23 protein-coding genes are annotated in these 23,693 nt (G+C 61.2%); 10 read left to right on the top strand and 13 right to left on the bottom strand.

Annotated elements, in window-relative coordinates:
• Positions 1-16: 16 nt before the first annotated feature.
• Positions 17-958 (bottom strand): alpha/beta fold hydrolase, encoded by a 942-nt coding sequence (locus tag AC53L6_RS11840; protein ID WP_496907981.1) that lies wholly within the window; start codon positions 956-958, stop codon positions 17-19.
• Positions 958-1,248, bottom strand: a complete 291-nt coding sequence (locus AC53L6_RS11835) for an SCP2 sterol-binding domain-containing protein (RefSeq protein ID WP_299200962.1) — start codon at positions 1,246-1,248, stop codon at positions 958-960. Before AC53L6_RS11835 ends, AC53L6_RS11840 begins: the two co-directional genes overlap by 1 nt.
• 74 nt (positions 1,249-1,322) lie before the next feature.
• Between AC53L6_RS11835 and AC53L6_RS11830 the strand changes: the two genes are divergently transcribed.
• The 5 genes from AC53L6_RS11830 (at position 1,323) to AC53L6_RS11810 (ending at position 6,308) form a co-directional block, all read left to right on the top strand.
• Positions 1,323-1,880 carry a tetratricopeptide repeat protein gene (locus AC53L6_RS11830; RefSeq protein ID WP_299597958.1) on the top strand — a complete coding sequence of 186 codons (558 nt, stop codon included), beginning with the start codon at positions 1,323-1,325 and terminating at the stop codon, positions 1,878-1,880.
• A 17-nt stretch (positions 1,881-1,897) separates the two neighbouring features.
• Positions 1,898-4,732, top strand: a complete 2,835-nt coding sequence (locus tag AC53L6_RS11825; RefSeq protein WP_496907980.1) for a helicase-related protein — start codon at positions 1,898-1,900, stop codon at positions 4,730-4,732.
• Complete coding sequence (locus tag AC53L6_RS11820) at positions 4,733-5,119, top strand: RNA-binding S4 domain-containing protein (RefSeq protein ID WP_496907979.1); 387 nt, start codon at positions 4,733-4,735, stop codon at positions 5,117-5,119.
• Positions 5,120-5,170: 51 nt separating this feature from the next.
• Complete coding sequence (gene fdxA / locus AC53L6_RS11815) at positions 5,171-5,506, top strand: ferredoxin FdxA (RefSeq protein WP_299200954.1); 336 nt, start codon at positions 5,171-5,173, stop codon at positions 5,504-5,506.
• Between the two features lie 289 nt (positions 5,507-5,795).
• Positions 5,796-6,308 carry a CarD family transcriptional regulator gene (locus AC53L6_RS11810; protein WP_299200952.1) on the top strand — a complete coding sequence of 171 codons (513 nt, stop codon included), beginning with the start codon at positions 5,796-5,798 and terminating at the stop codon, positions 6,306-6,308.
• 62 nt (positions 6,309-6,370) lie between these two features.
• On the opposite strand, the gene cobS is transcribed toward AC53L6_RS11810, so the two are convergent.
• Positions 6,371-7,135, bottom strand: coding sequence for an adenosylcobinamide-GDP ribazoletransferase (gene cobS, locus AC53L6_RS11805; protein WP_496907978.1), 765 nt, complete (start codon positions 7,133-7,135; stop codon positions 6,371-6,373).
• Between the two features lie 71 nt (positions 7,136-7,206).
• Between cobS and cobT the strand changes: the two genes are divergently transcribed.
• Positions 7,207-8,214 carry a nicotinate-nucleotide--dimethylbenzimidazole phosphoribosyltransferase gene (gene cobT / locus AC53L6_RS11800; RefSeq protein WP_496907977.1) on the top strand — a complete coding sequence of 336 codons (1,008 nt, stop codon included), beginning with the start codon at positions 7,207-7,209 and terminating at the stop codon, positions 8,212-8,214.
• 59 nt (positions 8,215-8,273) lie between these two features.
• Here the strand turns inward: cobT and AC53L6_RS11795 are convergent, their stop codons facing one another.
• Both AC53L6_RS11795 and AC53L6_RS11790 read right to left on the bottom strand, forming a co-directional pair.
• Complete coding sequence (locus tag AC53L6_RS11795) at positions 8,274-10,154, bottom strand: cation:proton antiporter domain-containing protein (RefSeq protein ID WP_299200943.1); 1,881 nt, start codon at positions 10,152-10,154, stop codon at positions 8,274-8,276.
• 211 nt (positions 10,155-10,365) lie between these two features.
• The gene (locus tag AC53L6_RS11790; protein WP_496907976.1) at positions 10,366-10,821 is read right to left on the bottom strand and encodes an Lrp/AsnC family transcriptional regulator; all 456 of its coding nucleotides are present in this window, start codon (positions 10,819-10,821) and stop codon (positions 10,366-10,368) included.
• Positions 10,822-10,957: 136 nt separating this feature from the next.
• Here AC53L6_RS11790 and hppD point away from each other — a divergent pair, with 136 nt between their 5' ends.
• A complete protein-coding gene (hppD, locus tag AC53L6_RS11785) occupies positions 10,958-12,052 on the top strand; it encodes a 4-hydroxyphenylpyruvate dioxygenase (RefSeq protein WP_496907975.1) in 1,095 nt (364 codons plus the stop codon).
• Between the two features lie 57 nt (positions 12,053-12,109).
• On the opposite strand, the gene AC53L6_RS11780 is transcribed toward hppD, so the two are convergent.
• The gene (locus AC53L6_RS11780; RefSeq protein WP_496907974.1) at positions 12,110-14,920 is read right to left on the bottom strand and encodes a hypothetical protein; all 2,811 of its coding nucleotides are present in this window, start codon (positions 14,918-14,920) and stop codon (positions 12,110-12,112) included.
• A gap of 162 nt (positions 14,921-15,082) precedes the next feature.
• Between AC53L6_RS11780 and AC53L6_RS11775 the strand changes: the two genes are divergently transcribed.
• Complete coding sequence (locus AC53L6_RS11775) at positions 15,083-15,760, top strand: SIMPL domain-containing protein (RefSeq protein ID WP_496907973.1); 678 nt, start codon at positions 15,083-15,085, stop codon at positions 15,758-15,760.
• A 122-nt stretch (positions 15,761-15,882) separates the two neighbouring features.
• On the opposite strand, the gene AC53L6_RS11770 is transcribed toward AC53L6_RS11775, so the two are convergent.
• The 7 genes from AC53L6_RS11770 to AC53L6_RS11740 all read right to left on the bottom strand — a co-directional run bounded on the left by AC53L6_RS11770 (position 15,883) and on the right by AC53L6_RS11740 (position 21,379).
• Positions 15,883-17,175 carry an O-acetylhomoserine aminocarboxypropyltransferase/cysteine synthase family protein gene (locus AC53L6_RS11770; RefSeq protein ID WP_496907972.1) on the bottom strand — a complete coding sequence of 431 codons (1,293 nt, stop codon included), beginning with the start codon at positions 17,173-17,175 and terminating at the stop codon, positions 15,883-15,885.
• Between the two features lie 102 nt (positions 17,176-17,277).
• A complete protein-coding gene (locus AC53L6_RS11765) occupies positions 17,278-17,715 on the bottom strand; it encodes a hypothetical protein (RefSeq protein ID WP_496907971.1) in 438 nt (145 codons plus the stop codon).
• Between the two features lie 124 nt (positions 17,716-17,839).
• Positions 17,840-18,847: a GT-B fold glycosyltransferase domain-containing protein gene (locus AC53L6_RS11760; RefSeq protein WP_496907970.1), complete on the bottom strand. Its 1,008-nt coding sequence runs from the start codon at positions 18,845-18,847 to the stop codon at positions 17,840-17,842.
• A gap of 78 nt (positions 18,848-18,925) precedes the next feature.
• Positions 18,926-19,189, bottom strand: a complete 264-nt coding sequence (locus tag AC53L6_RS11755; RefSeq protein WP_299200918.1) for a hypothetical protein — start codon at positions 19,187-19,189, stop codon at positions 18,926-18,928.
• The gene (locus tag AC53L6_RS11750) at positions 19,186-19,941 is read right to left on the bottom strand and encodes a hypothetical protein (protein WP_496907969.1); all 756 of its coding nucleotides are present in this window, start codon (positions 19,939-19,941) and stop codon (positions 19,186-19,188) included. Before AC53L6_RS11750 ends, AC53L6_RS11755 begins: the two co-directional genes overlap by 4 nt.
• The gene (locus AC53L6_RS11745; RefSeq protein WP_496907968.1) at positions 19,938-21,011 is read right to left on the bottom strand and encodes a Rieske 2Fe-2S domain-containing protein; all 1,074 of its coding nucleotides are present in this window, start codon (positions 21,009-21,011) and stop codon (positions 19,938-19,940) included. The genes AC53L6_RS11750 and AC53L6_RS11745 overlap by 4 nt, the downstream gene beginning before the upstream one ends.
• Positions 21,008-21,379, bottom strand: coding sequence for a hypothetical protein (locus AC53L6_RS11740; RefSeq protein WP_299699177.1), 372 nt, complete (start codon positions 21,377-21,379; stop codon positions 21,008-21,010). The genes AC53L6_RS11745 and AC53L6_RS11740 overlap by 4 nt, the downstream gene beginning before the upstream one ends.
• Positions 21,380-21,616: 237 nt before the next feature.
• On the opposite strand from AC53L6_RS11740, the gene AC53L6_RS11735 reads away from it, so the two are divergent.
• Positions 21,617-22,582 (top strand): glycine betaine ABC transporter substrate-binding protein, encoded by a 966-nt coding sequence (locus tag AC53L6_RS11735; RefSeq protein WP_496907967.1) that lies wholly within the window; start codon positions 21,617-21,619, stop codon positions 22,580-22,582.
• A gap of 76 nt (positions 22,583-22,658) precedes the next feature.
• Positions 22,659-23,693 carry an ABC transporter permease gene (locus AC53L6_RS11730; RefSeq protein WP_496907966.1) on the top strand — a complete coding sequence of 345 codons (1,035 nt, stop codon included), beginning with the start codon at positions 22,659-22,661 and terminating at the stop codon, positions 23,691-23,693.

Here is a 23,693-nt window from a genome sequence, read left to right as displayed (position 1 = left end):
GAGGGTCAGACCAGCCTCAGGCTGCGTCGGCGAAACGGGCGGTCATTGTGTCAAAGATGCCCGTGCGGGCCTTGGCAGCTTCCATAAGCACTTCGTGCTCACCGCCGTGGATCAAGTGCAGGTTGCCGTCTTCCCAACTGTCCATGCGGTTGTGGATGCGCCCCACATGGACAATGCGCTCGTTTGTTCCAAGGAAGGTGTCGCAAGGCAGTTTCGGGGCCGCCATGCGCGACAAGGCCAATGTTTCATCCAGTGCCTCGCGCAACCACACGAAACTGGGGCCGCCAAGGGCGAGGTCAGGATGTGCGTGCAACTGGTCACGCATCATGTCGAACATCTCGAGATCGGTGGTGAGCAGGTTGTCTTCGAACGGTGCCGTCAGAACATAGGAATCGATGATGGTGCCGGGCGGCAGGCGGTGGCCCTGTCCGATGGCAGGCATCATGCGGCCCAAGGCCCAGGCGACCGGGCGCAGGTGGGCCGAGATGCGGATGCCCCACATCGGGCCCGTAAAGGCGGCAGCACTGACAGGCAGCCCTTCGTAGAGCGACCGCAGGCCGATACAGCCGCCCATCGAATGCCCCAGCAGGAAAAATGGCTCTGGCAGGCCCAGTTCCCGGGCTGCAGTGACCATCGCGGTCACATCATGCTGATAGTCGGAAAACGCAAGAACGTGGCCCATCCGGGCATCGTCCAACATCCGGTCGGCCAGACCCTGACCACGCCAATCGACGCTGATTGTCGCGAAGCCGCGCTCGGCAAGCTCACCTGCCGACGGCGCGTATTTCTCTATGTACTCGGTGCGGCCGGGAAACAGCAGGACTGTCCCCTTGGCCGCGTCAGGCTGCCAAACGCCCAACCGAATGCGCACATCGTCCTCTGCGGTCACCCAGTAGGCGGTGCCGTCCAGCGGTGCAGGATGCACATCGGTGAAAAGGGGGGCAGCCGACAGGGTCATCAGGCCAGCACGGACGCCAGTTTCATGGCCATGCCCATGTCGCCATCGACCTTGAGCTTGCCCGTCATGAAGGCAGATGTCGGGTTCGTGTCGCCCTCGAGGATGGAGCGGAACGTGTCTGCGTCTGCCGACAGGGTCACGTCGGCCTCTTCATCGGCGGCACGTGCGCCATTTTCGTCCATCATGATGGCGCCTTCGCCCTCTATGTCGAATTTCGCGGTGCCGGTGAAATCTGCGCCAGCCAGCTTTTCGTTCAGGACGGCCACGGCCTCGGTCACTGTGTCACTCATCTTTGATGCCCTTTTTGGTCTGTGGACGGGTGCGGTCTCTGGAATTTGCGGCCCGGCCTGTTACATTCATTGTTATGGGCACTCACTTGCGTAAACTCTACCCTGTCGTCACGGCACTTTTACTGACAGTAGGGAATTCCTTACCCGCCTTGGCGCAATCATCGCTTGACGAGAAGTTGCAGGCTTTGCAGGACGCTGAACCGGCCGAAGCCACGCGGCTCACGCGCGAGATCGAGCGGGAGTGGTCGCAATCTGGCTCCACGTCGCTTGATATGCTGCTGCGTCGTGGACGCGACGCGCTCGAGGAACAGAAGCCGGACATTGCGATCGAGCATCTGACCGCCTTGATTGATCATGCTCCTGATTTTGCCGAAGGCTGGCATGCGCGCGCCACTGCTTTTTATATGAAGGACCTCTATGGCCCGGCGATCAGTGACCTTGAAAAGGCGCTGACCCTGAACCCGGACAATTACAATGCCATGTTCGGTCTGGGCGTCATGTTTCAGGAGTTCGGGGACAACGTGCGCGCGGAACGGGCTTTTCAACAGGTTCTCGACTTGCATCCGCACCATGAAAACGCCACCAAGGCGCTTGAGCAGCTGAAAGCCCAAGGGATCGGCCGCACTCTGTAAGTACCGGGGGACAGCCCATGTCGGGCGACGCGCGGGTGGTTGCCGTTCTCGGCCCCACCAACACAGGCAAAACCACCTATGCCATCGAACGGATGCTGGGCCACCGCACAGGTGTGATTGGCCTGCCGCTGCGTCTGCTTGCGCGCGAGGTTTATGACCGCATCGTTGCGCTGCGCGGCCCGTCTGTCGTGGCGCTGGTGACAGGGGAGGAGCGTATTGTCCCGCCCCGCACGCAGTACTGGGTCTGTACGGTCGAGGCGATGCCCGAGGGCATGGGCTGCGATTTTCTGGCCGTGGACGAGATCCAGCTTTGCGCCGATCCCGAGCGCGGTCACGTCTTTACCGACCGGCTGCTCAGGGCGCGCGGCCTGCACGAAACGCTGTTTCTTGGCTCCGACACCATGCGCGGGCCGATCTCTGCCCTTGTGCCTGAGGCGCAGTTCATGCGGCGCGAGCGGATGTCGCAGCTTGTCTATTCCGGTCAGAAGAAGATTTCGCGCATGCGGCCCCGGTCGGCAATTGTCGGATTCTCGGTTGATAATGTCTATGCCATCGCCGAGCTGATCCGCCGTCAAAAGGGCGGGGCGGCTGTGGTGATGGGCGCACTCAGCCCGCGCACGCGCAATGCGCAAGTCGACATGTACCAGAACGGCGAGGTGGATTTCCTGGTCGCGACCGACGCCATCGGCATGGGACTGAATCTTGATATCGACCATGTGGCCTTTTCCTCGCTCACCAAGTTCGACGGGCGGCGGATGCGCGCGCTGGCGCCCAATGAATTGGCGCAGATCGCGGGCCGGGCGGGGCGGGGGCAAAAGGATGGGACGTTTGGCGTCACGGGCGATGTCAGTCCGCTGGATGAGGGTGTTGCGCAGGCCATCATGGACCACCGCTTTACCCCGCTCAGCAAGCTGCAATGGCGCAACCATGCCCTACAATTCGGCACCATCGACGCACTGGTGCGCAGCCTTGAGGCACCCTCGGATCACGAAGTGCTGGTCAAGGCGCGCGAAGCTGACGACTTGCAGGTCTTGAAATCGCTCGCCGAAAGCGCCGAGGTGACGGCCCGCTGCACGGATGCGCAATCGGTTCGCCTGCTGTGGGATGTGTGTCGCGTGCCGGATTTCAGAGGCATCAGCCATCAGGAACACTCCAGCCTGCTTGACGTGATCTTTCGCTACCTGCACGAACGCGGGTCTATCCCGAATGACTGGATGGCGCGCCAGATCAAGCGGATTGACCGTGCCGATGGCGACATCGATGCCATCTCCAAGCGATTGGCGTTTATCCGCACATGGACCTATGTCGCCCAACGCAAAGGCTGGGTGGACGACGAAAGCCATTGGCGGGACGAGACGCGCCATGTAGAAGACCGCTTGTCAGATGCTCTTCACGAGAAACTGACTCAAAGATTTGTAGACCGGCGCACGAGCGTGCTCTTGCGCCGGCTAGGCCAGAAGGAGGCCATGGTGGCCGAAGTAAATGACGCAGGTGAAGTGACTGTCGAAGGCGAGTTCGTCGGCAAGTTGGACGGGTTCCGGTTCTCTCAGGACAAGGGGGCGGGGGCGGCCGAGGCCAAGACGATCAAGACCGCCGCGCTGCAAGCGCTGGCGCCGCATTTCCACCTGCGGGCCGACCGGTTCTATAATGCGCCGGACACCGAGCTGGATTTCACCGAACAGGGTGGCCTGATGTGGGGCAGCTCTGCCGTGGGCAAGCTGGTGGCGGGGCAGGACCCGCTGAAACCCATGGTCGAGGTGTTCGTGGACGATGTCGCGGGCCCCGAGGTTGCGCAGAAGGTGCAGCGCCGTCTGCAACATTTCATCGACCGTAAGGTTGCAGCGTTGTTCGAGCCGCTGATTGCGATGCAGAAGGATGAGGCGCTGGCGGGTCTCGCCAAGGGCTTTGCCTTCCAGATGATCGAAGGGCTGGGCGTGCTGCCGCGCGCCGCCGTCGCTGATGACGTCAAAGCGCTGGATCAGGACGCGCGCGGGCTGCTGCGCAAGCATGGCATCCGCTTTGGTCAGTTCACCATCTTCATGCCTTTGCTGTTGAAACCCGCACCCACGCGCCTGCGCCTGGTGCTGTGGTCATTGGCAAATGGGCTTTCTGAATTCCCTGAATCTCCGCCCCCCGGTCTGGTCACTGTGCCCGCGATGGCGGATGGCCCACAGGGTGTGGACACGATGTCGGGCTACCGCAATGCGGGCGAGCGTGCGATCCGCATCGATATGCTGGAGCGGCTGGCCGACATGCTGCGCGCCGAGGATTCGCGCGGCGGGTTCGAGGCCAAGGCCGATATGCTGTCGATCACCGGCATGACGCTTGAACAATTCTCGGGCCTGATGGAAGGGCTGGGCTACAAGGCGGAGAAAGGTGAGCGCGAAAAGGTCAAACCTGCTGACGCAGTTGCGACAGCCGACGCAAAACCTGAGACCGAGGCCACACCGGCAGAAACTGCGGCTGAAGAGGTGGAGACACCCGAAAAGGCCGAAAAGCCAGAAAAGACTGAAGCGCCACAAACGGAGAGTGCCGAGGCTGTGGAAGCGCCCGAAGCCACGTCGGAAGACGTTCCGGTCGCCGATGGTGACGAGGAAGCCGTCGGGCCAGAGATGGAGGTCTTCTATACCTTCACCTGGGGTCGCAGCGCCGGGAATCGCCGTCCGCAACAAGGCGGCAAACCACGTGGTAAGGGCGGCCCCAAAGGTGGCAAGCCCAAGGGCAAAGGTCCGCGTCGTGATGGCGGCAACAAACCTCAGAACTTCTCGAGCCGACCGCCGAAGAAGGAAAAGGCAATCGATCCCGACAACCCCTTTGCTGCAGCCCTTATGGGGTTGAAGGACGGCAAATAAGTGGCTGATGAAGCTGGCAAACTGCGGCTGGACAAATGGCTGTGGTTTGCGCGCTTCTTCAAGACACGGTCGTTGGCGGCCACGCGTGTTGCCGCTGGTGACGTGCGCGTCAACGGTGATCGGGTCACCAAGCGGTCGACCACGATCAGTCCCGGTGATGTGCTGACCTTTTCACAAGGTCGTGTGGTCCGGGTAATCGAGGTCAAAGCAATCGGCACGCGTCGGGGACCTGCTCCCGAAGCGCAGGCGCTTTACAAGGATATGTCCCCGCCACCGCCGCCCAAGGAAACGCCTGTTCCGGAAAACCCAAGGTTCGAGGGAAAAGGACGCCCGACCAAGAAAGACAGGCGGCAAGCTGATCTTTCCCGGTCGCGCCATCTTGAATGATGGCGTGCACTCCTTTAGCTAAGCTATGCCCGACAAGATGAGACACCCCTTATGACCTATATCGTCAACGACGCCTGCATTGCCTGCAAATACACCGACTGTGTCGAGGTATGTCCGGTCGATTGTTTCTACGAGGGCGAGAACATGTTGGTGATCCACCCCGATGAATGCATCGACTGTGGGGTGTGCGAACCCGAATGCCCCGCCGATGCGATCCGCCCCGATACAGAGCCGGATATGGAAAAGTGGGTCGAGTTCAACCGCAAGTATTCCGAGATGTGGCCGGTGATCATCACCAAGAAGGACCCGCTGCCCACCGCCGAAGAGATGGACGGCAAAGAGGGTAAGATGGATATGTTTTCGGAAAATCCGGGCGAGGGCGGCTGAGCGACCGAATCGCTTTGGGGTGGTTTCTTTGCCCTGAAATCGAGACGGAATGACTTGGAAAATCAGGGGCTTCCGAAAGTTTCCTTTGAGTAAACTTCCGAGAGCCCGTTTTTTGTGATATACTCTTCGAACAACAGACAGATGGACGCTGCCCTGATCCGTCGCCAACGCGACAGATTTGACTGAAATTTTGACCCGAACCGCACCAAGACGTGGCAGCGCATGCCCCGCCTGATGCGGTTTTGACTGTCAAAAGGCTGGCCAACCCGGAGTCGCATGAGGATCAGGAATGACAAAATCTAAGAAACTCGACTTCCGCCCCAATGAATACGTCGTCTACCCCGCGCACGGTGTGGGTCAGATCACGTCCGTTGAAAAGCAGGAAGTGGCAGGTATCGAACTGGAATTGTTCGTCATCTCGTTCGAGAAGGACAAGATGACACTGCGCGTGCCCACCAACAAGGCGACCGAGATCGGGATGCGTGCACTGTCCAGCCCCGATGTCATCAGCCAGGCCATGAGAACCCTTAAAGGCAAGGCCAAGGTCAAGCGCGCCATGTGGTCCCGCCGGGCGCAGGAATACGAGCAAAAGATCAACTCGGGCGACCTGATCGCCATTGCCGAGGTGGTCCGCGACCTGCACCGTACCGACGACCAGCGCGAGCAAAGCTATTCCGAGCGTCAGCTTTATGAAGCGGCTCTTGAGCGTCTGACCCGCGAAGTGGCCGCCGTATCCGGCGGGGACGAGATTGCTGCCGCCAAGGAAGTGGGCGACGTCCTGAGCAGCCGGATCGCTGCCTGAGAACCGGCTGACGAAAGTCGCAACGATTTGACAAAAAACGTGTCCCTGCGGGGGCACGTTTTCTATTGGGACATTGTCACCAGAGTGAGCAGAACCGCGATCTCGGTCATCACTTGTGTCGCGCCCAGAATGTCGCCTGTTTGTCCCCCGATCTTGGCGTTTGCCACCAGCCCGACGCCAAGGGTGACCGCACCCGCAGCAAGGGCGGCCATGAGACCTGCGCTGCCAGCGAGCAGTATTGCACCCACACTCCCGATCAGGACCGCAACCACGACGGCGCCCATATTCGGCGCCCCCACGCTATGAGACAGACCCGTGCTGCGCGCGTGGGGCAGGGCCAGCATCAGCGGGGGCATCATCGCGCGGCTCAGCATCAGGGCGGCGATCAACCCGGTCCATGTCACCTCAGCCAGTCCCAGCCAGCGCAGGCCCATTACGACGATCAGTGCCAACACACCATAAGCCCCGATGCGGCTGTCCTTCATGATCTCGAGCCGCCGCTCGCGGTCGTGCCCGCCCCAGAGCCCATCTGCCGTGTCGGCCAGCCCGTCCTCGTGCATTGCGCCGGTCAGCATGACAAGGGCGCCGAGTGTCAAACCGGCGACGATTGGTGCGCTCAAGCCCAGTCCATTCAGGACAGCGGCGAACAGTGCAAGGAGGCCGCCCAAGACCAAGCCGACGACCGGGTAGGCCCACACGGCCCGAGCACCGTGGGCAAAGGCATGATCGGGCAGTGCGGGCATGGGCAGGCGCGTCAGCAAGACCAGAGCGGCCGGCACGTCCCAAAGGCGTGCCGCAAGGGCAATGTCGGAATCATTCTGTGCCATGTCCGGTCCTGACTTGCGGGTGCGTTCCGATTGGGTAAAGAGCGTGGGACGAACAGGCAAGGACAAGACCCATGAGCTTTGAAAGTTTGGATGCGCTGCGCGCTCTTCTGGCCGATGTGCCCGGCCCGGATCAGGCCGCGCTGGCAGGCGCGGCAGAGCGCAACGGGCAACTGACCAAACCCCCGGGCGCGTTGGGGCGGCTTGAGGATTTGGCACAGTGGTATGCGGGCTGGCGGGGCGATGCGCGCCCGTCCATTGATGCGCCGCAGGTCATCGTCTTTGCCGGCAACCATGGCGTTGCTGCGCGCGGCGTGTCTGCCTTCCCACCGGAAGTGACCGTGCAGATGGTTGCGAATTTTGAACATGGCGGGGCTGCGATCAACCAGTTGGCCAAGGCTTTTGGCGCGCGGATGGACGTCGTGGCTCTGGATCTGGACACACCGACAGCAGATTTCACCCAAGGCCCGGCCATGACCGAGGCCGAGGTTGTAGACGCGTTGTGGGCGGGCTGGGATGCTGTTGCCGAGGATGCGGACCTGTTGGTGGTCGGAGAGATGGGGATTGGCAATACAACCTCGGCCGCGGCTATCGCGGCCAAGCTGTTTGGTGGCGAGGCTGGTGATTGGACTGGGCGTGGCACCGGCGTCGAGGGCGACGCACTGGCGCTCAAAATGCAGGTTGTTGCGGACGGGGTGGCCTTGCATGCTGCCGCGACAGACGGGCTCGACGTACTGATGCGTCTGGGCGGGCGTGAGCTGGCCGGGATGGTCGGGGCCATTGCCCGCGCCCGAGCTTTGCGCATTCCAGTGATCATGGACGGCTTCATTTGTACCGCTGCGGCTGCGTGCCTTGCCAAGACGCAAGAGGATGCGCTGGATCACGTGGTGGCGGGACATGAAAGCGCCGAAGCGGCGCATGGCCGGATGCTGGATGCTCTGGGTAAGGCGCCGCTATTGTCCCTTGGTCTGCGTCTTGGTGAAGGGTCCGGTGCGGCCTTGGCCATGGGGGTGCTCAAGGGGGCGATCGCCTGCCATTCCGGTATGGCGACCTTTGCCGAGGCGGGCGTGTCTGACGGCTGACGGGTGCTCTCTTTGTTGTGCAAATTCGCCCACCCGCCAACCCTGGGTAACGCGGCGTGTCAGGCGCGTTTGGGTTGTTCTTGTCGTGCAGACAATGCCGCTTCGAGTGACTTTTCGAGCGATTTGGCACGTTCGACATAAGCATCGTTTTTGGATGCAGGTATGTTGGGGTCCCACACTTCGGCCAATTGGCGCACCGCATCCCGGTCATGGGCGTAGAACACCCGCTCGGCTTCGGCAGCTTCGTATTCCGTAAGGCCCAAATTTTCGAGCGCGTAGCGTCCGGCGCGCAGCGAGCCGTCGAACATCTCGCGGACGATGTCGTTCGCGCCTGCCTGGTAGAGCCGGTAAACGTGCACCCGGTCATAGGCTCGTGCGATGATGTGAATATCGGGCCGTGTCTTGCGGGCATAGGCGACGAGCCGGGTGGACGCATCCTTGTCATCCAGCGCGACCACCAGAATGTGTGCGCTGTCGAGCCCGGCGGCATGCAGGATATCGGGGCGGCTGGGATCGCCCAGAAACCCTTTGAACCCGAACCGGCGCATCAGGGCGATGGTTTCCATATCGTGGTCCAGAACAACCGTCTTGAACCCGGAGCCTTGCAGCAGGCGGTTCACGATCTGCCCGAACCGGCCAATGCCCGCGATGATCACGGGGCCGTCTTCGTCAATCTCGTCGGCTTCGATTTCGACCCCGCGCTTGGCGATTCGACGCGATTGCAGCTCGTAGAGGATAAAGAGCAGGGGGGTGATCAGCATGGTCAGCGCGATGACCAGAAGGAGCGTTTCGGCCACGCCCTGCGGGATCACGCCCTGACCGACGGAGAAGGCCACGAGGACAAATCCGAACTCGCCTGCCTGGGCGAGGCCCAGGGTAAAGAGCCACCGGTCGCGTCCCCGGATCTTGAACGAAACGGCCAGAAGGTAGAGCAGGAAGCCCTTGATCCCGATCACGAGGATCGCCATCGAAAGGAGCGCGGGCCAATCGCGGAACAGCAGGTCGAAGTTGATGCCCGCGCCGACCGTGATGAAGAAGAGCCCCAGCAGCAGACCTTTGAAGGGTTCAAGGTCGGATTCGAGCTCGTGTCGGAATTCCGAGCTGGCCAGCACCACACCGGCGAGGAAGGCCCCCAGTGCGGGGGACAGGCCGACAAGCATCATCAGGAAGCTGATCGACACGACGATCAGGAGGGCAAGGGCCGTGTACATCTCGCGCAGGTGGGCCGCGTGGATGAACCGGAACACGGGCCGAGTGAGAAATACACCGGCGAGGATCACGGCAATGACGGCACCGATTGTCACCAGCGTGACACCCCAGGCGGGCAAGCCTTCAACGAGGCTCATCGTGGCACCATGACCGTGATCGCCATGGTCTTCGCCAACCGCGCGGGTGATCGAGCCGTCCCCGGTGATCTGTACCGGCAGGGTCACCACAAGCAGGGGCAGGAAGGCCAGGATCGGGATCACCGCAATGTCTTGTGTGAGTAGGACCGAGAACACGGATCGCCCGCCGCTGGTCTGCATCAACCCCTTTTCAGAAAGGGTTTGCAGGACGATGGCGGTCGAAGACAGTGACAGGGTCAAACCGATGGCAAGCGCAATACCCCATGGCTGGTTGTAGGCCATGGCGACGCCCATCAGTGCCAGGGCGGACAGAACGATCTGCAACCCACCCAGGCCCAGCAGCTTGTGCCGCATGTCCCAGAGCGCCCTGGGTTCCAATTCCAGACCGATCAGGAACAGCATCACGACAACGCCGAATTCTGCGAAATGCTGAAGATCTTCGGTTTCGGCCCCGACCAGTCCCAGAACGGGACCGATGGCGATACCAGCCGCCAGATAGCCCAGAACGGACCCCAGCCCCAAGCGCGACGCCAGCGGCACTGCAATCACCGCGGCGGCCAGGTAGATCGAAGCTTGGTAGAGAAAACTTTCCATGATGGACCCTGTACGTTTCGGTCTGTTCTCAAGATGCCTCGGCGTTCGGGAAATACAAGGCGAGGGGAACAACTTGGCTTGAATTGGCTTTGGGGTGCCGCGGATGCGCGGCGGTAATAGGCGAAATCGTTCTTATGCGCCCGGGTATGATCTTGGTTCCGGCCCTGCGGGGACACGGCAGATGGGGGCGCTGTCGTGATCCTTATGGGCCTCAGGTTGGCAGCGGTCCGTCGCGTTTGAGCTGATCCATCACGATCTGACTGTGCACGCGTGCGACGGCGGGATGGGGCAGAAGCACATCGTGGATCAATGTGTTCAGCGCCGTCAGGTCGGAACAGTAGACCCGCAGCAGGTAATCGGCCTCACCCGTCATGGTCCATGCGCTTGTCACCTCGGGCTGGGTGTTGATCAGACGTGCGAAGCTGGCGGCATGCTCTGGCCCGTGCACGGATAGCTGCACCTGCACAAATCCCTGAACGTTCAAACCGAGCCGTTTTGCATCCAGACGCGCGACGTAGCTTTCGATGTAGCCCTCAGCCTCGAGCCGCTGGCGTCTGCGCCCCACCTGGCTGGCCGATAAGTGCAGCATGGTGCTGAGCTCTTGCGCCGTCAGATGCGCGTTTTTTTGAAGGGCGGCGAGAAGACGGGTGTCGATGGAATCAAGCATGTGCGGGGTTCGGTCCGGTTTTGCCCACATGATGCGCGAAAGACGCGTGGATTGAAAGTTCTATGCAGCATTATGCGCGGATACCGCGCGCCCGAGGCCTCATATTTGCATCAAACCTGAACAAGGAGGCATCTCCATGGGCCCGTTCCCGCACAACGCACCGAAATCGACCATTTCTGCAGACAACCCCGCTGGCACGGACGGGTTTGAGTTTGTCGAGTTTGCCCATCCCGAGCCGGAAGAGTTGCGCGCGCTCTTTGCCCGGATGGGGTATGCGAACGTTGCCAAGCACAAGACCAAGAACATTGAGCTGTGGCAGCAGGGCGATATCACTTACGTGCTGAACGCCGAGGCGGATAGTTTCGCGGCGCGCTTTGTCGAAGAGCATGGACCCTGCGCGCCGTCGATGGGCTGGCGTGTGGTGGATGCGCAGCATGCCTTTGAGCGGGCGGTGCAGCTTGGCGCCAAACCGTATGAGGGGGATGGCAAGGTGCTGGATGTGCCCGCGATCTACGGCATTGGCGGCAGTCTGATCTACTTCGTGGATCAGTACTATGACACCTCACCTTACAATGGCGAATATGAATGGCTGGCGCAGTCCAAGCCGCGCGGTGTCGGGTTCTTCTACCTCGATCATCTGACCCACAATGTGCACAAGGGGAACATGGATAAGTGGTTCCGGTTTTATGGGGACCTGTTCAACTTCAAGGAAATCCGGTTCTTTGACATCGAGGGCAAGTTTACTGGCCTGTTGTCCCGTGCGCTGACCTCGCCCTGTGGGCGCATCCGTATTCCGATCAACGAAGACCGGGGCGAGACCGGGCAGATCGTGGCCTATCTGAAAAAGTACAAGGGCGAAGGTATTCAGCACATCGCGGTGGGGTCAGACGATATCTATGATAGCACCGATGCGATTGCCGCACATGGGTTGAAGTTCATGCCGGGGCCGCCAGACACCTATTACGATCTGTCCAAGGATCGGGTTGTTGGCCACGAAGAACCGATTGAACGGATGAAGAAACACGGCATCCTGATCGATGGCGAAGGTGTCGTCGACGGGGGCGAGACCAGGATCCTGCTGCAGATCTTCTCCAAGACGGTCATTGGCCCGATCTTTTTCGAGTTTATCCAGCGCAAGGGCGATGATGGCTTTGGCGAGGGGAACTTCAAGGCGCTGTTCGAGAGCATTGAGCAGGAGCAGATCAACAGCGGTGAATTGGTGGCCGATTAGCGCCACGCGATCGTTTTCTGAAAAAACCAAAAGCGCGGAAACCCTATCGGTTTCCGATTAGCCCTTTGGCATCTTCAGGACGAGGTTGCGGTTGCCTTTCTGGTACCGCAATTCGCTGTCGCCGATGGCGGACACGCGCCCGCCGTCAAAGCGGTCACCCACCTTGACCTTCTGATAGCGGCCGTTTTTCAACCGGACCAGTGCGCGGCGGTTGGACGGTGTGCCATAGACGCCGATCAGGTTGACACGGCTGAGGTTGATGGCGTTGCGCACGGTTGCTTCGCGGGTGACCGATGTGGACGAGGGAATGGATGGCGTGACCGTTCTGGGAGCCACGGCGGCCACACGTTGCGGTGCTGACGCGGTGGCCGTGCGGCTGGCGCGGGCAACGACGCGATCGAAGTTCCTGGGTCGCGTCTCGGGCCGGATGGACTGTGCTACGGCGAGCGCACTGATCGGTTCTGTCACGACGCCTTCGGCAAGGTCGGTGGTGTCGACGTCCTGAACCGGTTCCGCGTCTTGGGGGGCGGCAGGGCGCAGGCGGGGTCGCAGCAGGGCCAGTTCGGATCGCAACAGACCGCCCAGCGTCGCGCGTTCGTTCTGTTCGACCAAATCGGTCGGACGGGCCTGCGGGCGGACCTGTACAAGAGCCGCGGTGTTCGGCGTGTCACTACTTGTCTCTGGCGCTTCCTGCTGCTGCAGACGGGCTGCGGGTGGTTTGAGTGGGGGTGACCCCAAGAATACCGTAAACCCATCGGGGCTGAGTGCGCCGTCCTCGGTCGGGACAATGCGCCCATTGTCGTCCACCGCAAAGCGCGTGCCCGGTGGCGGAGGCGATGTGATCTCGGGCAGGGCCGCGTCGGTCAGGTAAGACCGGGTGCTAGGCACGGCAATTGCATCCAGTGCCGGGCTGATGGGGTCGATGCCGGTCACATAGAGGTCTTCGAGGACGATCAGGTCGGAGGGCGACGGGGGAATTTCCGGTACCTTTGGCCAGATCCCAGTGACCGCATAACGCGCTTCGAGCGCGGCACTGTCGATTTCTTCCTGCTCGGTTGGATTGGGTTGCCGATCCCGCAGCGCGTCCAGAACGGCGGCATCTTCGGCTGTCAGACCGTCGTCGCTGATCCCTTCGTTCAGCGACACGACAATCATCTCGTCACCTGTCTGCTCCGTAGGTTTCAGATCAACCGTCGCGCCCACATCCTCGGCCAACGCCCCTTGAACATCAGCGGGGAGGGTCGAGGCAAGGGTGCGTTCGCGTTTGGGAAACAGCTTGGCCAGACCGTCGTCGAGAAAGACCGAGGCCCATGCCGCGACACCGGCGAGAAAGACCAGCAGAATGACCGTCAGGATCAGGCCCAGAAAGCGCGGTTTACCCCCCACTTGCGCATCTGCCCGTGCGCCAAAGACGGTCATGCGCTGTGCTTCGGCATCTGTCACCGCTGCCACGGCCGCTGCAGGTGATCCCACACGCGCAGCCTGCGCAGGTGCTTGCTGGATCGAGGGCGGGGCGGGCGGTATCCGTTTGGGCTTTCGCCGAGACAGGAAGCCGCTTTTCTCTGCGGGCGCCTTCTGTGGTGTCAGTGGTGTTTCGGGTGGCAGATCTTCAATGGGCGGGGCTGCGCGCAAGCTTTTGGCTGCTGCCTGCTGTGGGTTGAGGGCAGGCGTCTTGACTGCTGCCGCGCTGGCAACGTTCAGCCGGGGTGCGGGGCGCTGTGCCGGCGCATCGCGGGTGACACCACCCAGAGGCGCGGCGGACCCTCCGTCTGTGGTCGCGCGGCGGCGTGTTGCGAACCCCATCAGAGCGGATGCCTCATCCGCAGCTTCATCCTTTGATGCCGGGGCTTTTGCAGCCTCACCTTCTTCGGTCTCGGGCACAATATCCTTGGCCTGCAGCGTAAGCTGTTCGCTCACGTTTTTTTCTTCTGCGGCTTTCGGCTTGGCCTCTGGTTTCTTTGCGGCGGGAACCTGTGGATCAGTCTTGTCAGGCTTGTCGGCCGCCGCGACGTCCGGCGGCGATGTCACATCGTCCTTTGCCCCGTCGATGTCTTTTGAAGGAGGCGTTTCGCTGTTGTGAGCCGCGGACATCTTGCGGTCACCAGGTGCGGCCTTTTCTTCAGGTTCCGGCGCACTTTTCGCGGTGGGTGCGGGTGTGTCGACCTTGGCCGTCTGCGCGGGTTCAGGCGCGCTGTCATCGGCGGTTGCATCCTGCGTCGACGCAGCTATTTCTGGCTCTGGCTCTGGCTCTGGCTCTGGCTCTGGCTCTGGCTCTGGCTCTGGCTCTGGCTCTGGCTCTGGCTCTGGCTCTGGCTCTGGCTCGTGCGAGACGATCACGACGCGAATACCGTCTGGCTCGACCTCTGTACCTTCGGCCAGAACATTGTCTGCATGCGCCGTTTGACCAAAGAATGGTTCGCCCAGAAACCCGTCGCCCTCGGGGGCCGCGACAAAGCTGACTGGGTGAAAGCGGTGCTCGACAGCAAACGCTTCGGCCTCGGACAGGGTTTCGCGTGCAACGGCAGCGATGTGCGTTTTGTCCCCATCGACCGAGATGTCGAACGCGAGCGCATCAACAGCGTAGGGGGTGGCACCGTCAAGCGCGTCTCTCGCTGCTTCGCGCCGCGCTTCGGGATCGATGTCTCCGGTTTCGATTGTCAGATATTTGATCTGATTGTCCGGAACAATCAGCTTTGTACGGACCCGTTTGTTCTTAACCTCGTTGGCTTGTTTGCGCAGGGCCTTAAGGCTTCCGGTCAGGTCGTCGGTGCCGACATCCACTGCACCCACTTCACGCCATCCTCCTGCCGCGCGGTGCAGCAGTCGGATCCCGTCAAAGGACAAGGATAACGCAAATTCAGGCTTCATAATTTGCCCATAACAACTGTGCGTTCCGAACGGAACACTGGGGGTGGTTGCGCAAAGAATAAAGCAGGTCTTTGCCCATGCAAAGAAAAAGCCACGTGATCGGCTTGCGCATGCGCCACCCACGCGGGAAGTGTTGGGCCAGTATAGAGATTGGAGATTGCGATGAAACTGTCTTTGGTAAGTGCTGCGGTCTGGATGATGGTAGCGGGCGCGGTTGCCGCGCAGGATGACGGCCCGATATTGTCTGTATCGGGTGAAGGTCAGGTGGCCGTTGCCCCCGACATGGCTGTTATTTCATTGGGCGTCGTGCATGTTGATGAAACGGCGGGCGATGCTATGGCCAAGGTCAGCGCAGATGCGACGGCCCTCATTGCAGTGCTGTCGGAACAGGGGATCGAGGCGCGGGACATTCAGACGTCGCAGTTGAACGTTAATCCGGTCTGGAGCGGCTTTGACTCGACCGACCGCCAGATCACCGGCTTTGAAGCGCGCAATGCGGTGACCGTGCGCGTGCGGGATCTGGATGGTTTGGGCGGTGTACTGGATCAGGTGCTTGAGGTTGGGGCCAATACGTTCAACGGATTGCAATTCCAGTTGCAGGACCCAAGTGCGGCCGAGGCCGAAGCGCGGGCTGCTGCCGTCCGGGATGCGATGGAGAAGGCGGCGCAATTGAGTGAGGCCGCCGGTGTGACCCTTGGCCCTGTGCTGAGCCTGAGCGAAGGAGGGCAAACGGCGCGACCCGAGATGTTTGCAGCCGCGCGGTCTGCCGATGTGCCTATTGCAGCGGGCGAATTGGCCGTGACGGCGCGTGTGTCGATGCGCTTTTCGCTCGAGCCTTGATCCAAAGGGCGCGCTGCGCGCGACGACTTTTTTAAGGGGCTCTGCCCCCGGCCTTTGGCCTCCCCCGGGATTTTTGGGAAACAGGGAAGGGGCGCAGCAAGAGCGGCTGCGCCCTTTTTGTGTCAGCTGGCCGCTTTGGACAGGGCCTGATCAAGATCTGCGATCAGGTCGTCTGCATCCTCGATCCCGATAGAGACCCGCACCACTTCGGGCGCGGCCCCTGCGGCGCGTTGCTGTTCGGTCGTAAGCTGGCGGTGCGTGGTCGAGGCCGAGTGGATGATCAGCGACCTTGCATCGCCAAGGTTCGCCACGTGGCTGAAGATTTCCAGCGCGTTCACCAGTTTCACGCAGGCGTCGTAGCCGCCCTTGACCGCGAAGGTGAAAAGGCCACCCGCGCCGCGGGGGCAGATCTTTTTCACCCGGTCAAAATAGGGTGAGGATTTGAGGCCCGCATAGGTGACGTAATCGACACGGTCGTCTTTTTCGAGCCATTCCGCAATCTTGACCGCATTCTCGACGTGCCGGTCCATGCGCAGTGACAGTGTTTCGGTGCCCATCAGGGTGTAGTGCGCTGCCTGGGGGTTCATCGTCATGCCCAGATCGCGCAAGCCGATGGCAATGCCGTGGAAGGTGAAGGCCAGCGGACCGAATGTCTCGTGGAACTTCAGGCCGTGATAGGCAGGTTCGGGCTGGCTGAGCGACGGGAACTTGTCATTGGCGGACCAGTCGAAGGTGCCGCTGTCCACAACGCACCCACCTGTGACCGTGCCGTTGCCGGTCAGGTACTTGGTTGTCGAGTGCACGACCAGCGTTGCGCCATGTTCGATGGGGCGGCACAGGTATGGCGTGGCTGATGTGTTGTCGACGACCAACGGGATTTCAGCCGCATCGGCAATAGCTGAAATGGCGTCGAGGTCGGTGATGTAGCCGCCGGGGTTGGCGATGGCCTCGCAGAACACGGCGCGGGTCTTGTCATTGATGGCGGCCTTGACCGCATCAAGGTCGTCGAAGTCGACAAAGGTGGCTTCCCACCCGAAGCGCTTGATGGTCTGGCCGAACTGCGTGATGGTCCCGCCATAGAGCCGGGTGGATACGACCACGTTCAGGCCGGGGGCCATCAGCGGGAACAGCGCCATGATCTGTGCCGCGTGACCGGACGAACAGCAGACAGCACCTGCACCGCCCTCGAGCGTTGCAATCCGTTCCTGCAGAACGGCAACGGTGGGGTTGGTTAGGCGAGAGTAGATGTAGCCAACCTCTTGCAGGTTGAAGAGGGCGGCGGCGTGTTCTGCGTCGCGAAAGACAAAGGCGGTCGATTGATAGATCGGTGTTTGCCGCGCACCCGTTGCCGGGTCGGGCCGCGCGCCCGCATGAATTTGAAGGGTGTCAAAGCCGTATTTGGGGCCGTCGGTCATATTTCTCTCCCACCTCCGGCGGGGACCGCCGGGTCATTTGCATTGCCTGCATGGTTAGGCAATGCAACGGATGTGGGCAAGGGCAGGCGCGTTCGCGTTCCCTTAGGCGGTCTGCATCAGGGGTAGCGACGCGCAGACCTCTGGGAACCCGATGGAGGTGTAGTCGATCATCTCGATCTTGGGATGCAGGGCCATCCTGTCCTGAAATACCGCATAGCGCACCTGGCTGGTGCATTTCAGGGTGCCCGCCTCATCGAAGTGATCCCATTCCGTCCAGACCTGCGAATACCCCTTGTTCGGGATACCCGTGGCGACCACCCGCGGCGTGATTTGGGCAATGCGGGATTTGCGGGCCACGTTTCGATACAGCTCGAGGGCTTCCATCAGCACACCGGATGAGCCAAAAACCAGCAACTCGCCCCGTGTATAAAGTGGCAGCGGGTAGGTGAAGTGATCGGTCAGCAGGTCCAACTGATCATTGCAGAATGCGTGCGAAAGTGTCGTCAAAAAACGTGTAAGGGATTGCGTCATCTCAGCCATCCGAATGTGGGGATCAATTTTTATTGACTGAGCAATTAATATCCCCGCGTACGTATGTAAGGGGGAAAATGGCGCAATTTGTCTCAAAATTGCCGCGCGCAAAGTTTTGACGCAGCGTAACCGGTCAGCGCATCCAGAACCCGTTGGATTTGATCCGGTTGCGGATGGCCTGTTCGCGCCGTGGCATGTCGTTCTGATCGAACAATGCGCGCACTTTCGCACCGCGCCCCTGAAAGACCATCCGCTTGATCGGGTCGTAGCCTTTGAGGACTTTCTTGATCTTGTTTGGGGCTGTGACTTCCTCGAGGGTATCGATCACGTTTTGACTTTCACGTGCGTAAAGAAGAGGGAAAATGCGATAGTGGCAGGTGACGCTTCCGTCCAGCAGGCCATGCACGGCGCTGTCACGTCCGCCGCCAAAGCTGTGGATCACGAGCGGTAAGGCGACCTGGTCAAGCCAGGGATCAAGCGGCTGACAGACCAGCGGCGCCGGGGGCGTGTCGCGGATCGCCAATGCGTATTCCAGAAAGCGGGCGCCAAACGCATGGGGGCAGGCGCCAAAGAAGAAGCCCGCATTGAAGTACAGGTAGCGCTTCCAATACTCGTCGGGTTCCGTCGTATCGAGGCTGGTTTCGAAATCCAGACCGAACTGGTCATAGAGGGATTTCCAGATCTCAGTGTAACCGGGGCCATAAAGCTCGATCTGTGGCCACGTGCCTTCCCGCCTGAGCGACGCCGATGGGTAGCCGAAGTCGAATGGCACGGTGGTCAGGTCGCCTGTAACGAGCGTGTCGCTGTCGAAGAATACAAACGGCTCGCCTTTTGGCAAAGCCGTCAGCATCTCGATCTTATTGCCATAGGGGTAGAGTGCGCCGAAATGACGGTTCTGGAAGCTGACAATCTCTGCCCCGAGCGCTTGCAAAGCTTCGCGCACATCGCCGGTCATGCGTGGGTCCTTGGGCCACAGCGGCCCGGGCTGCGGCTCTGCCACCAGCACGCGGCCTGCGAAGTTGGGGCTCTTGGCGCGCAAGGAGGCAACAAACAGCAGCGCCTCGTAACCAAGCCGCCCGGATTGGCCCACAAGGGCAATGTTGAACTTGGGCGGTGCCGATGTCTTGGGTTTGCGTGCCATGTGCCTGTCGATATGCGTTTTCGCTATTTTGTCAGCACTATACGCGGCAGACGGGAACGGCAAAAGCCCCAGATCCGGTCATTCTGGGGGTGGGTTCAAAAGATCGTAGAGTTTTTGCAGGCCGGTCAGGATCACGAAGGCGCCCACGGCCCAAATCAGCAGCTCGAACGGGGCGAAATCCGTACCGCGCAGCCATTGACCGACCAGCCCGCCTTGGGGGCGCAGCGCATCCACGCCAAACAGCCCGTCACGCGGCCAAAGGCGCAGGTACCAGAACCGGGAGACATAGAACAGGATCGCCGCCGTTACTGCCGCGATGATCAGCCAGACGATGCGCTTCATTCTGTCACCTCGATCGTGTCCACGTCGATTTCCCAGATCAGCAGATCACCGTGCTTGGTGATCTCGCCCTCGGCAGTGATGAATTGGGCCACGTGGTCATAGGCTTCGCGCGGCAGGCGCGTGCCATCGGGGCCGACAACGAGGAGGAACTCTTCGCCCAGCACAGGCTGGGTGGATACGAAAATGGGTGGCACGTCGCCCAGCAGGCACAGGTTGGCACAGGCCTTGTGCGCCAGTCCGCGCCCCGGGCGCATGGCGCCTGCAAGGCACTTGCCGTCGCAAATCTCGCCCGCCAGTTTCCAGCGGCCCTGCGGTTCGGGCGTGATGTCCGGGGCATCGCCCTCGGCCGCTTGTATTCCGTTTCGACCGCCCCGCAGTTGCATCATGTAAAGATCACCGCGCTCCAGCACGATGCCGGACACCTGCGCAAGTTGGCCGTTGAGGGGTATGGCGCGGCTGTCGACACCGGATTTGCCGCCCGCCGTCATCATGAAACTGTCGCCGGGCTTGATCCGCTCGTTGCCCTCGGTCACGTGGATGACGGGATAGGGCGTCATCTCGACCACGCCGGTGACGGTCTGGCGACCATAGTCGAAGCGGAAGGCACCGGGGCCGGGGTCGTCCTGTGCGGCACCCATCAGGAAACCCGCACCTGCGAGGCCCGAAATCAACAGGATGCAGGCCGTCAGCAGGAATGCCCTCAGAGGGCCGGGGGCGGGCAGGTAGCCGACGAAGAATGGCTTCTCGCTCATGCCGTTGCTCCTTCCTCGGGCAGGTCCGGCTCGGGTTCGGGCAGGGCAACCGGTTCCACATATGTGCCGGGGGGATTGGCGTCCGGGTGCACCTCGACCATGTCCCCCATCACGCGGATGCGGTAGGTGGGCACCTTTTCGGTGAACGGTGCGGGCGAGCGTCCATTGCGCACGTCGTATTGGAAGCCATGCCAGGGGCATGTGACCAGACAATCGATGATCTTGCCCTCGCCCAGCGGCCCGTTCTGGTGGGCACAGGCGTTGGAAATGGCGCTCAGCTTGCCCTCCATCAGGTAGACGGCAACACGGTCGCCGGTCGCAAGCTTGGCGATCTTGGCATAGCCTTCTTGGAAGTCGCCGACGCGCGCCACCTCGGCCCACGCACCATCCTTGGCCGCTGCCTCCGACCGTTCCTGCATCCATGCAGCCAGATGCAGGACGATGACAGCCCCTGCACCCACGAGGAACAGCACCGTGAACACATGGTTCTGCTGATCCTGCAAAATGCCCAGGGACACATGCGCCGCGACCGAGAAATAGGCCGCATAGATCAGGTAGTGCAGCCGTTTCCACACCGACGGCGTCAGGAACTTGAGCCAGAAGTCGTGAGACGTCGCGGCGAGGATCAGCAGGCAGACCAACGCAAATATGCCAAATATTTCAAAAGGAAAGCCCGCGATCTGGCCAAAGCTGGAATTGGCATAGAGCAGGCCCACGTATTTGTCGGAACTGGAAAAGGCGAAGTACCAGTTCAGGATGTAGCCCGCGTGCGTCAGGGCAACGAAGGCTGTCATCACTCCGAAGTGGCGGCGATTGTAGAGCAGGGGCAGAAACCGCTTGTCCAGCCGCGCAGCAGGCCCGATGCACAGGATCACGGTCAACATGACAAAGGCGCAAGCGCCAAAGGCGCGGGCATTGTGGATTTGCGGGTTGATCGGCCACTCGTGGCTGAGCGCGCCGGGCGTGAGGTACAGAAACACCCAAAGAAACGCGGCGACACCCGCCAGCATCACGGCGTCATAGACCCACTTGTTGGGGTTCCACTGAACGGGGATATACTTGACGCTCATTGGCTTGCCCCTTCGGTCAATTGCACGGGGGCAATGTCAGCGGGCCAGGTCTGGCGCACGCTCAGGCCAGCAATGACAATGATCAAGATGCCGATGCTCATGGCGATGATCGCCAGACCATAGGAGGCACGCACCGGGCGATAGCGGTTGGCCCATGCGGCACGTTCGGTTTCAATCTGCCACCAACGCCACAGGACAATTGGCCAGATCAGCAGCACGCCGGGGATCAGGAGCGGGCGGAAAACATAGGCCCCGCGCGCATCTTCATCAATTCGGTCGATCCCGATGGTCAGGAACACGGCGGCAACAAGTGCGCCGATCATCCCCCATGTTTGCATCGCCATCACGAGGGCCTGTGCCACGTCCATGGGGTGTCGTCCTTGCGTCAGTTCTGTCGTTCCGCACTGACCCTAACAAGCTGATCCCGTTTGCCCCAAGCGCAAACTGCCGCTTTTGCCGGACAGAGCGAAATTGTGATCATAGTGCGCGGACCACCGCGCCCAAATTCATCGCGTAGGCGGGTTTGGACTGTAAGTCCGTGCCGGTTTGGGTCTATCACTTGGCCCATCTTCTGCGAAAATACCGCCAGAACAGGGAGCAAACTCATGAAAAAACTCGCATTTGCCGTAACTTTGATGTTGGGCACCTCTGCCGCATCCATCGCCGCCGCCGAGTGTGGCGAAGTGTCGATCACGGAAATGGACTGGGCCTCGGCTGCTGTTGTGACCAACGTTGCCAAGTTCCTGTTGGAGCAGGGCTATGGCTGTTCCGTCACCGTAGTGCCCACGACCACCGTGCCTGCCATGGCATCCGTGGCAGAAACGGGTGAACCCGACATCCTGACCGAGCTGTGGACCAGCTATACCGAGGTCTACGAAGATCTGCGCGGCGAGGGCAAACTGGTCGAGCTGTCCAAGGTCCTGTCCGATGGCGGGGTTGAGGCGTGGTGGATCCCGGATTACCTGGCCGAAGCGCATCCCGAGCTGAAAACGCTGGACGGCATCAAGGCCAACCCGCAACTGGTCGGAGGCCGCTTCCACGACTGCCCGTCGGGCTGGGGCTGCGACGTCACCAATCATAACAACTTCAAGGCCGCAGGTCTGGCGGACTCGGGCGTCGAACGCTTCCAGCACGGCTCGGGCGAGACTTTGGCAACGGCCATCGCCGCCGCATATGAGGCGAAAGAGCCATGGTTCGGCTACTACTGGGCGCCGACCTCGGTTTTGGGCAAATATCCGATGGTGCAGGTGGAAATGCCCGCCTATGACGCCGAAACGCACACGTGCAACGGTCTGGAAGACTGCGCCACACCCGGCCTGTCCGCGTATCCGGTGTCCAACGTGGTGACGGCCGCGACGCAAGCCTTTATTGACCGTGAACCCGACGCTGCGGCGCTGATGGGCAATGTCACTTTCACGAACGCCCAGATGGGCGAGGTGCTGGCGTGGCAGGAAGCCAACGAAGCCTCGAACGAAGAGGCGGCCGTGTACTTCTTGACCACCTACAAGGATGTCTGGGGTGGCTGGTTGAACGACGAGGCGCGCGGCAACCTCTCGGCCCTGCTGCAATAAGCTCGGGCGCCGGGGTCCGCCCCGGCGCAACCCTCGCCCCCCTTTTGGGCGCAAGATCAAGAAACTGGGGAACGACATGGCAGCCTATGACGGCGTCTTTGACGGCCTTGGCCTGCGGGATTGGTGCGATGTGGGCAAGGAAGATGCGCCCATGTCCATGGCGCAACTTCTGGCCCAGAGTGGCGGCGGCGGCGCAGTGGCAGAGGAGGGTGGTTTGCCGTTTCCATCCCTCGACGAGTTGCACGAGGCCTGCGGGCGCATCGGCCAGACCCGCGACTTGACGGCCGGTATCGAGCGGGGGTTCCTGTCGATCCGATCTGAGCTGAAATTCGTCCTCGACCCCATCACGCAGCCGCTGAGCTGGATGCTCGACGGCACGCTTTGGGTGTTCCAATCCGCACCCTGGTGGGTGATGATTCCCGCTTTGTTGCTGATCACATGGCTGGTCAGTCGCTCGAAATCCGTGACGGCCTTCGTCGCCCTTGTCCTGCTCTTTTTCGGGTTCATCGACCATTACGAGGTGGCGATGCAGACCCTTGCCATCGTGTTTGTCTGTACTGGGCTTTCGGTCCTGCTAGGCGTGCCTATTGGCATCGGTATGTCGAAATCGGACACGGCACAGCGCACCATCGTGCCCATCCTCGACCTGCTGCAAACGCTGCCGACCTTCGTCTACCTGATCCCGCTGATCTTCCTGTTTTCTGTCACGGAATCAAAACTCTACGGTATTGCTATCATCCTGTACGCCATCGTGCCGGTTATCCGCTTGACCGATCTTGGCATCCGCTTGGTGGACAAGGACGTGATTGAGGCGGCCAATGCCTTTGGCCTGACCGCATGGCAAAAGCTCAGCCGGGTTGAGCTGCCATTGGCGTTGCCCAATATCATGGCGGGCGTGAACCAGACGATCATGATGAGCCTCGCGATGGTGGTGATTGCCTCGCTTGTCTCGGCCCCTGGCCTCGGCGTGCTGGTTCTGCGAGGTATCCGCAACCTGGAACTGGGCGTGGGCATCGTTGCCGGGCTGGGCATCGTGCTGCTGGCCGTGATCCTTGATCGCGTGTCCAAGGCTGCGCTCGCCCGTGTCGACACCGGACGCAAGGAACGCTGA

It is taken from the genome of Tateyamaria sp. LSS28, from assembly GCF_059611725.1.
This window is presented reverse-complemented; position numbering and strand designations above follow the sequence as displayed.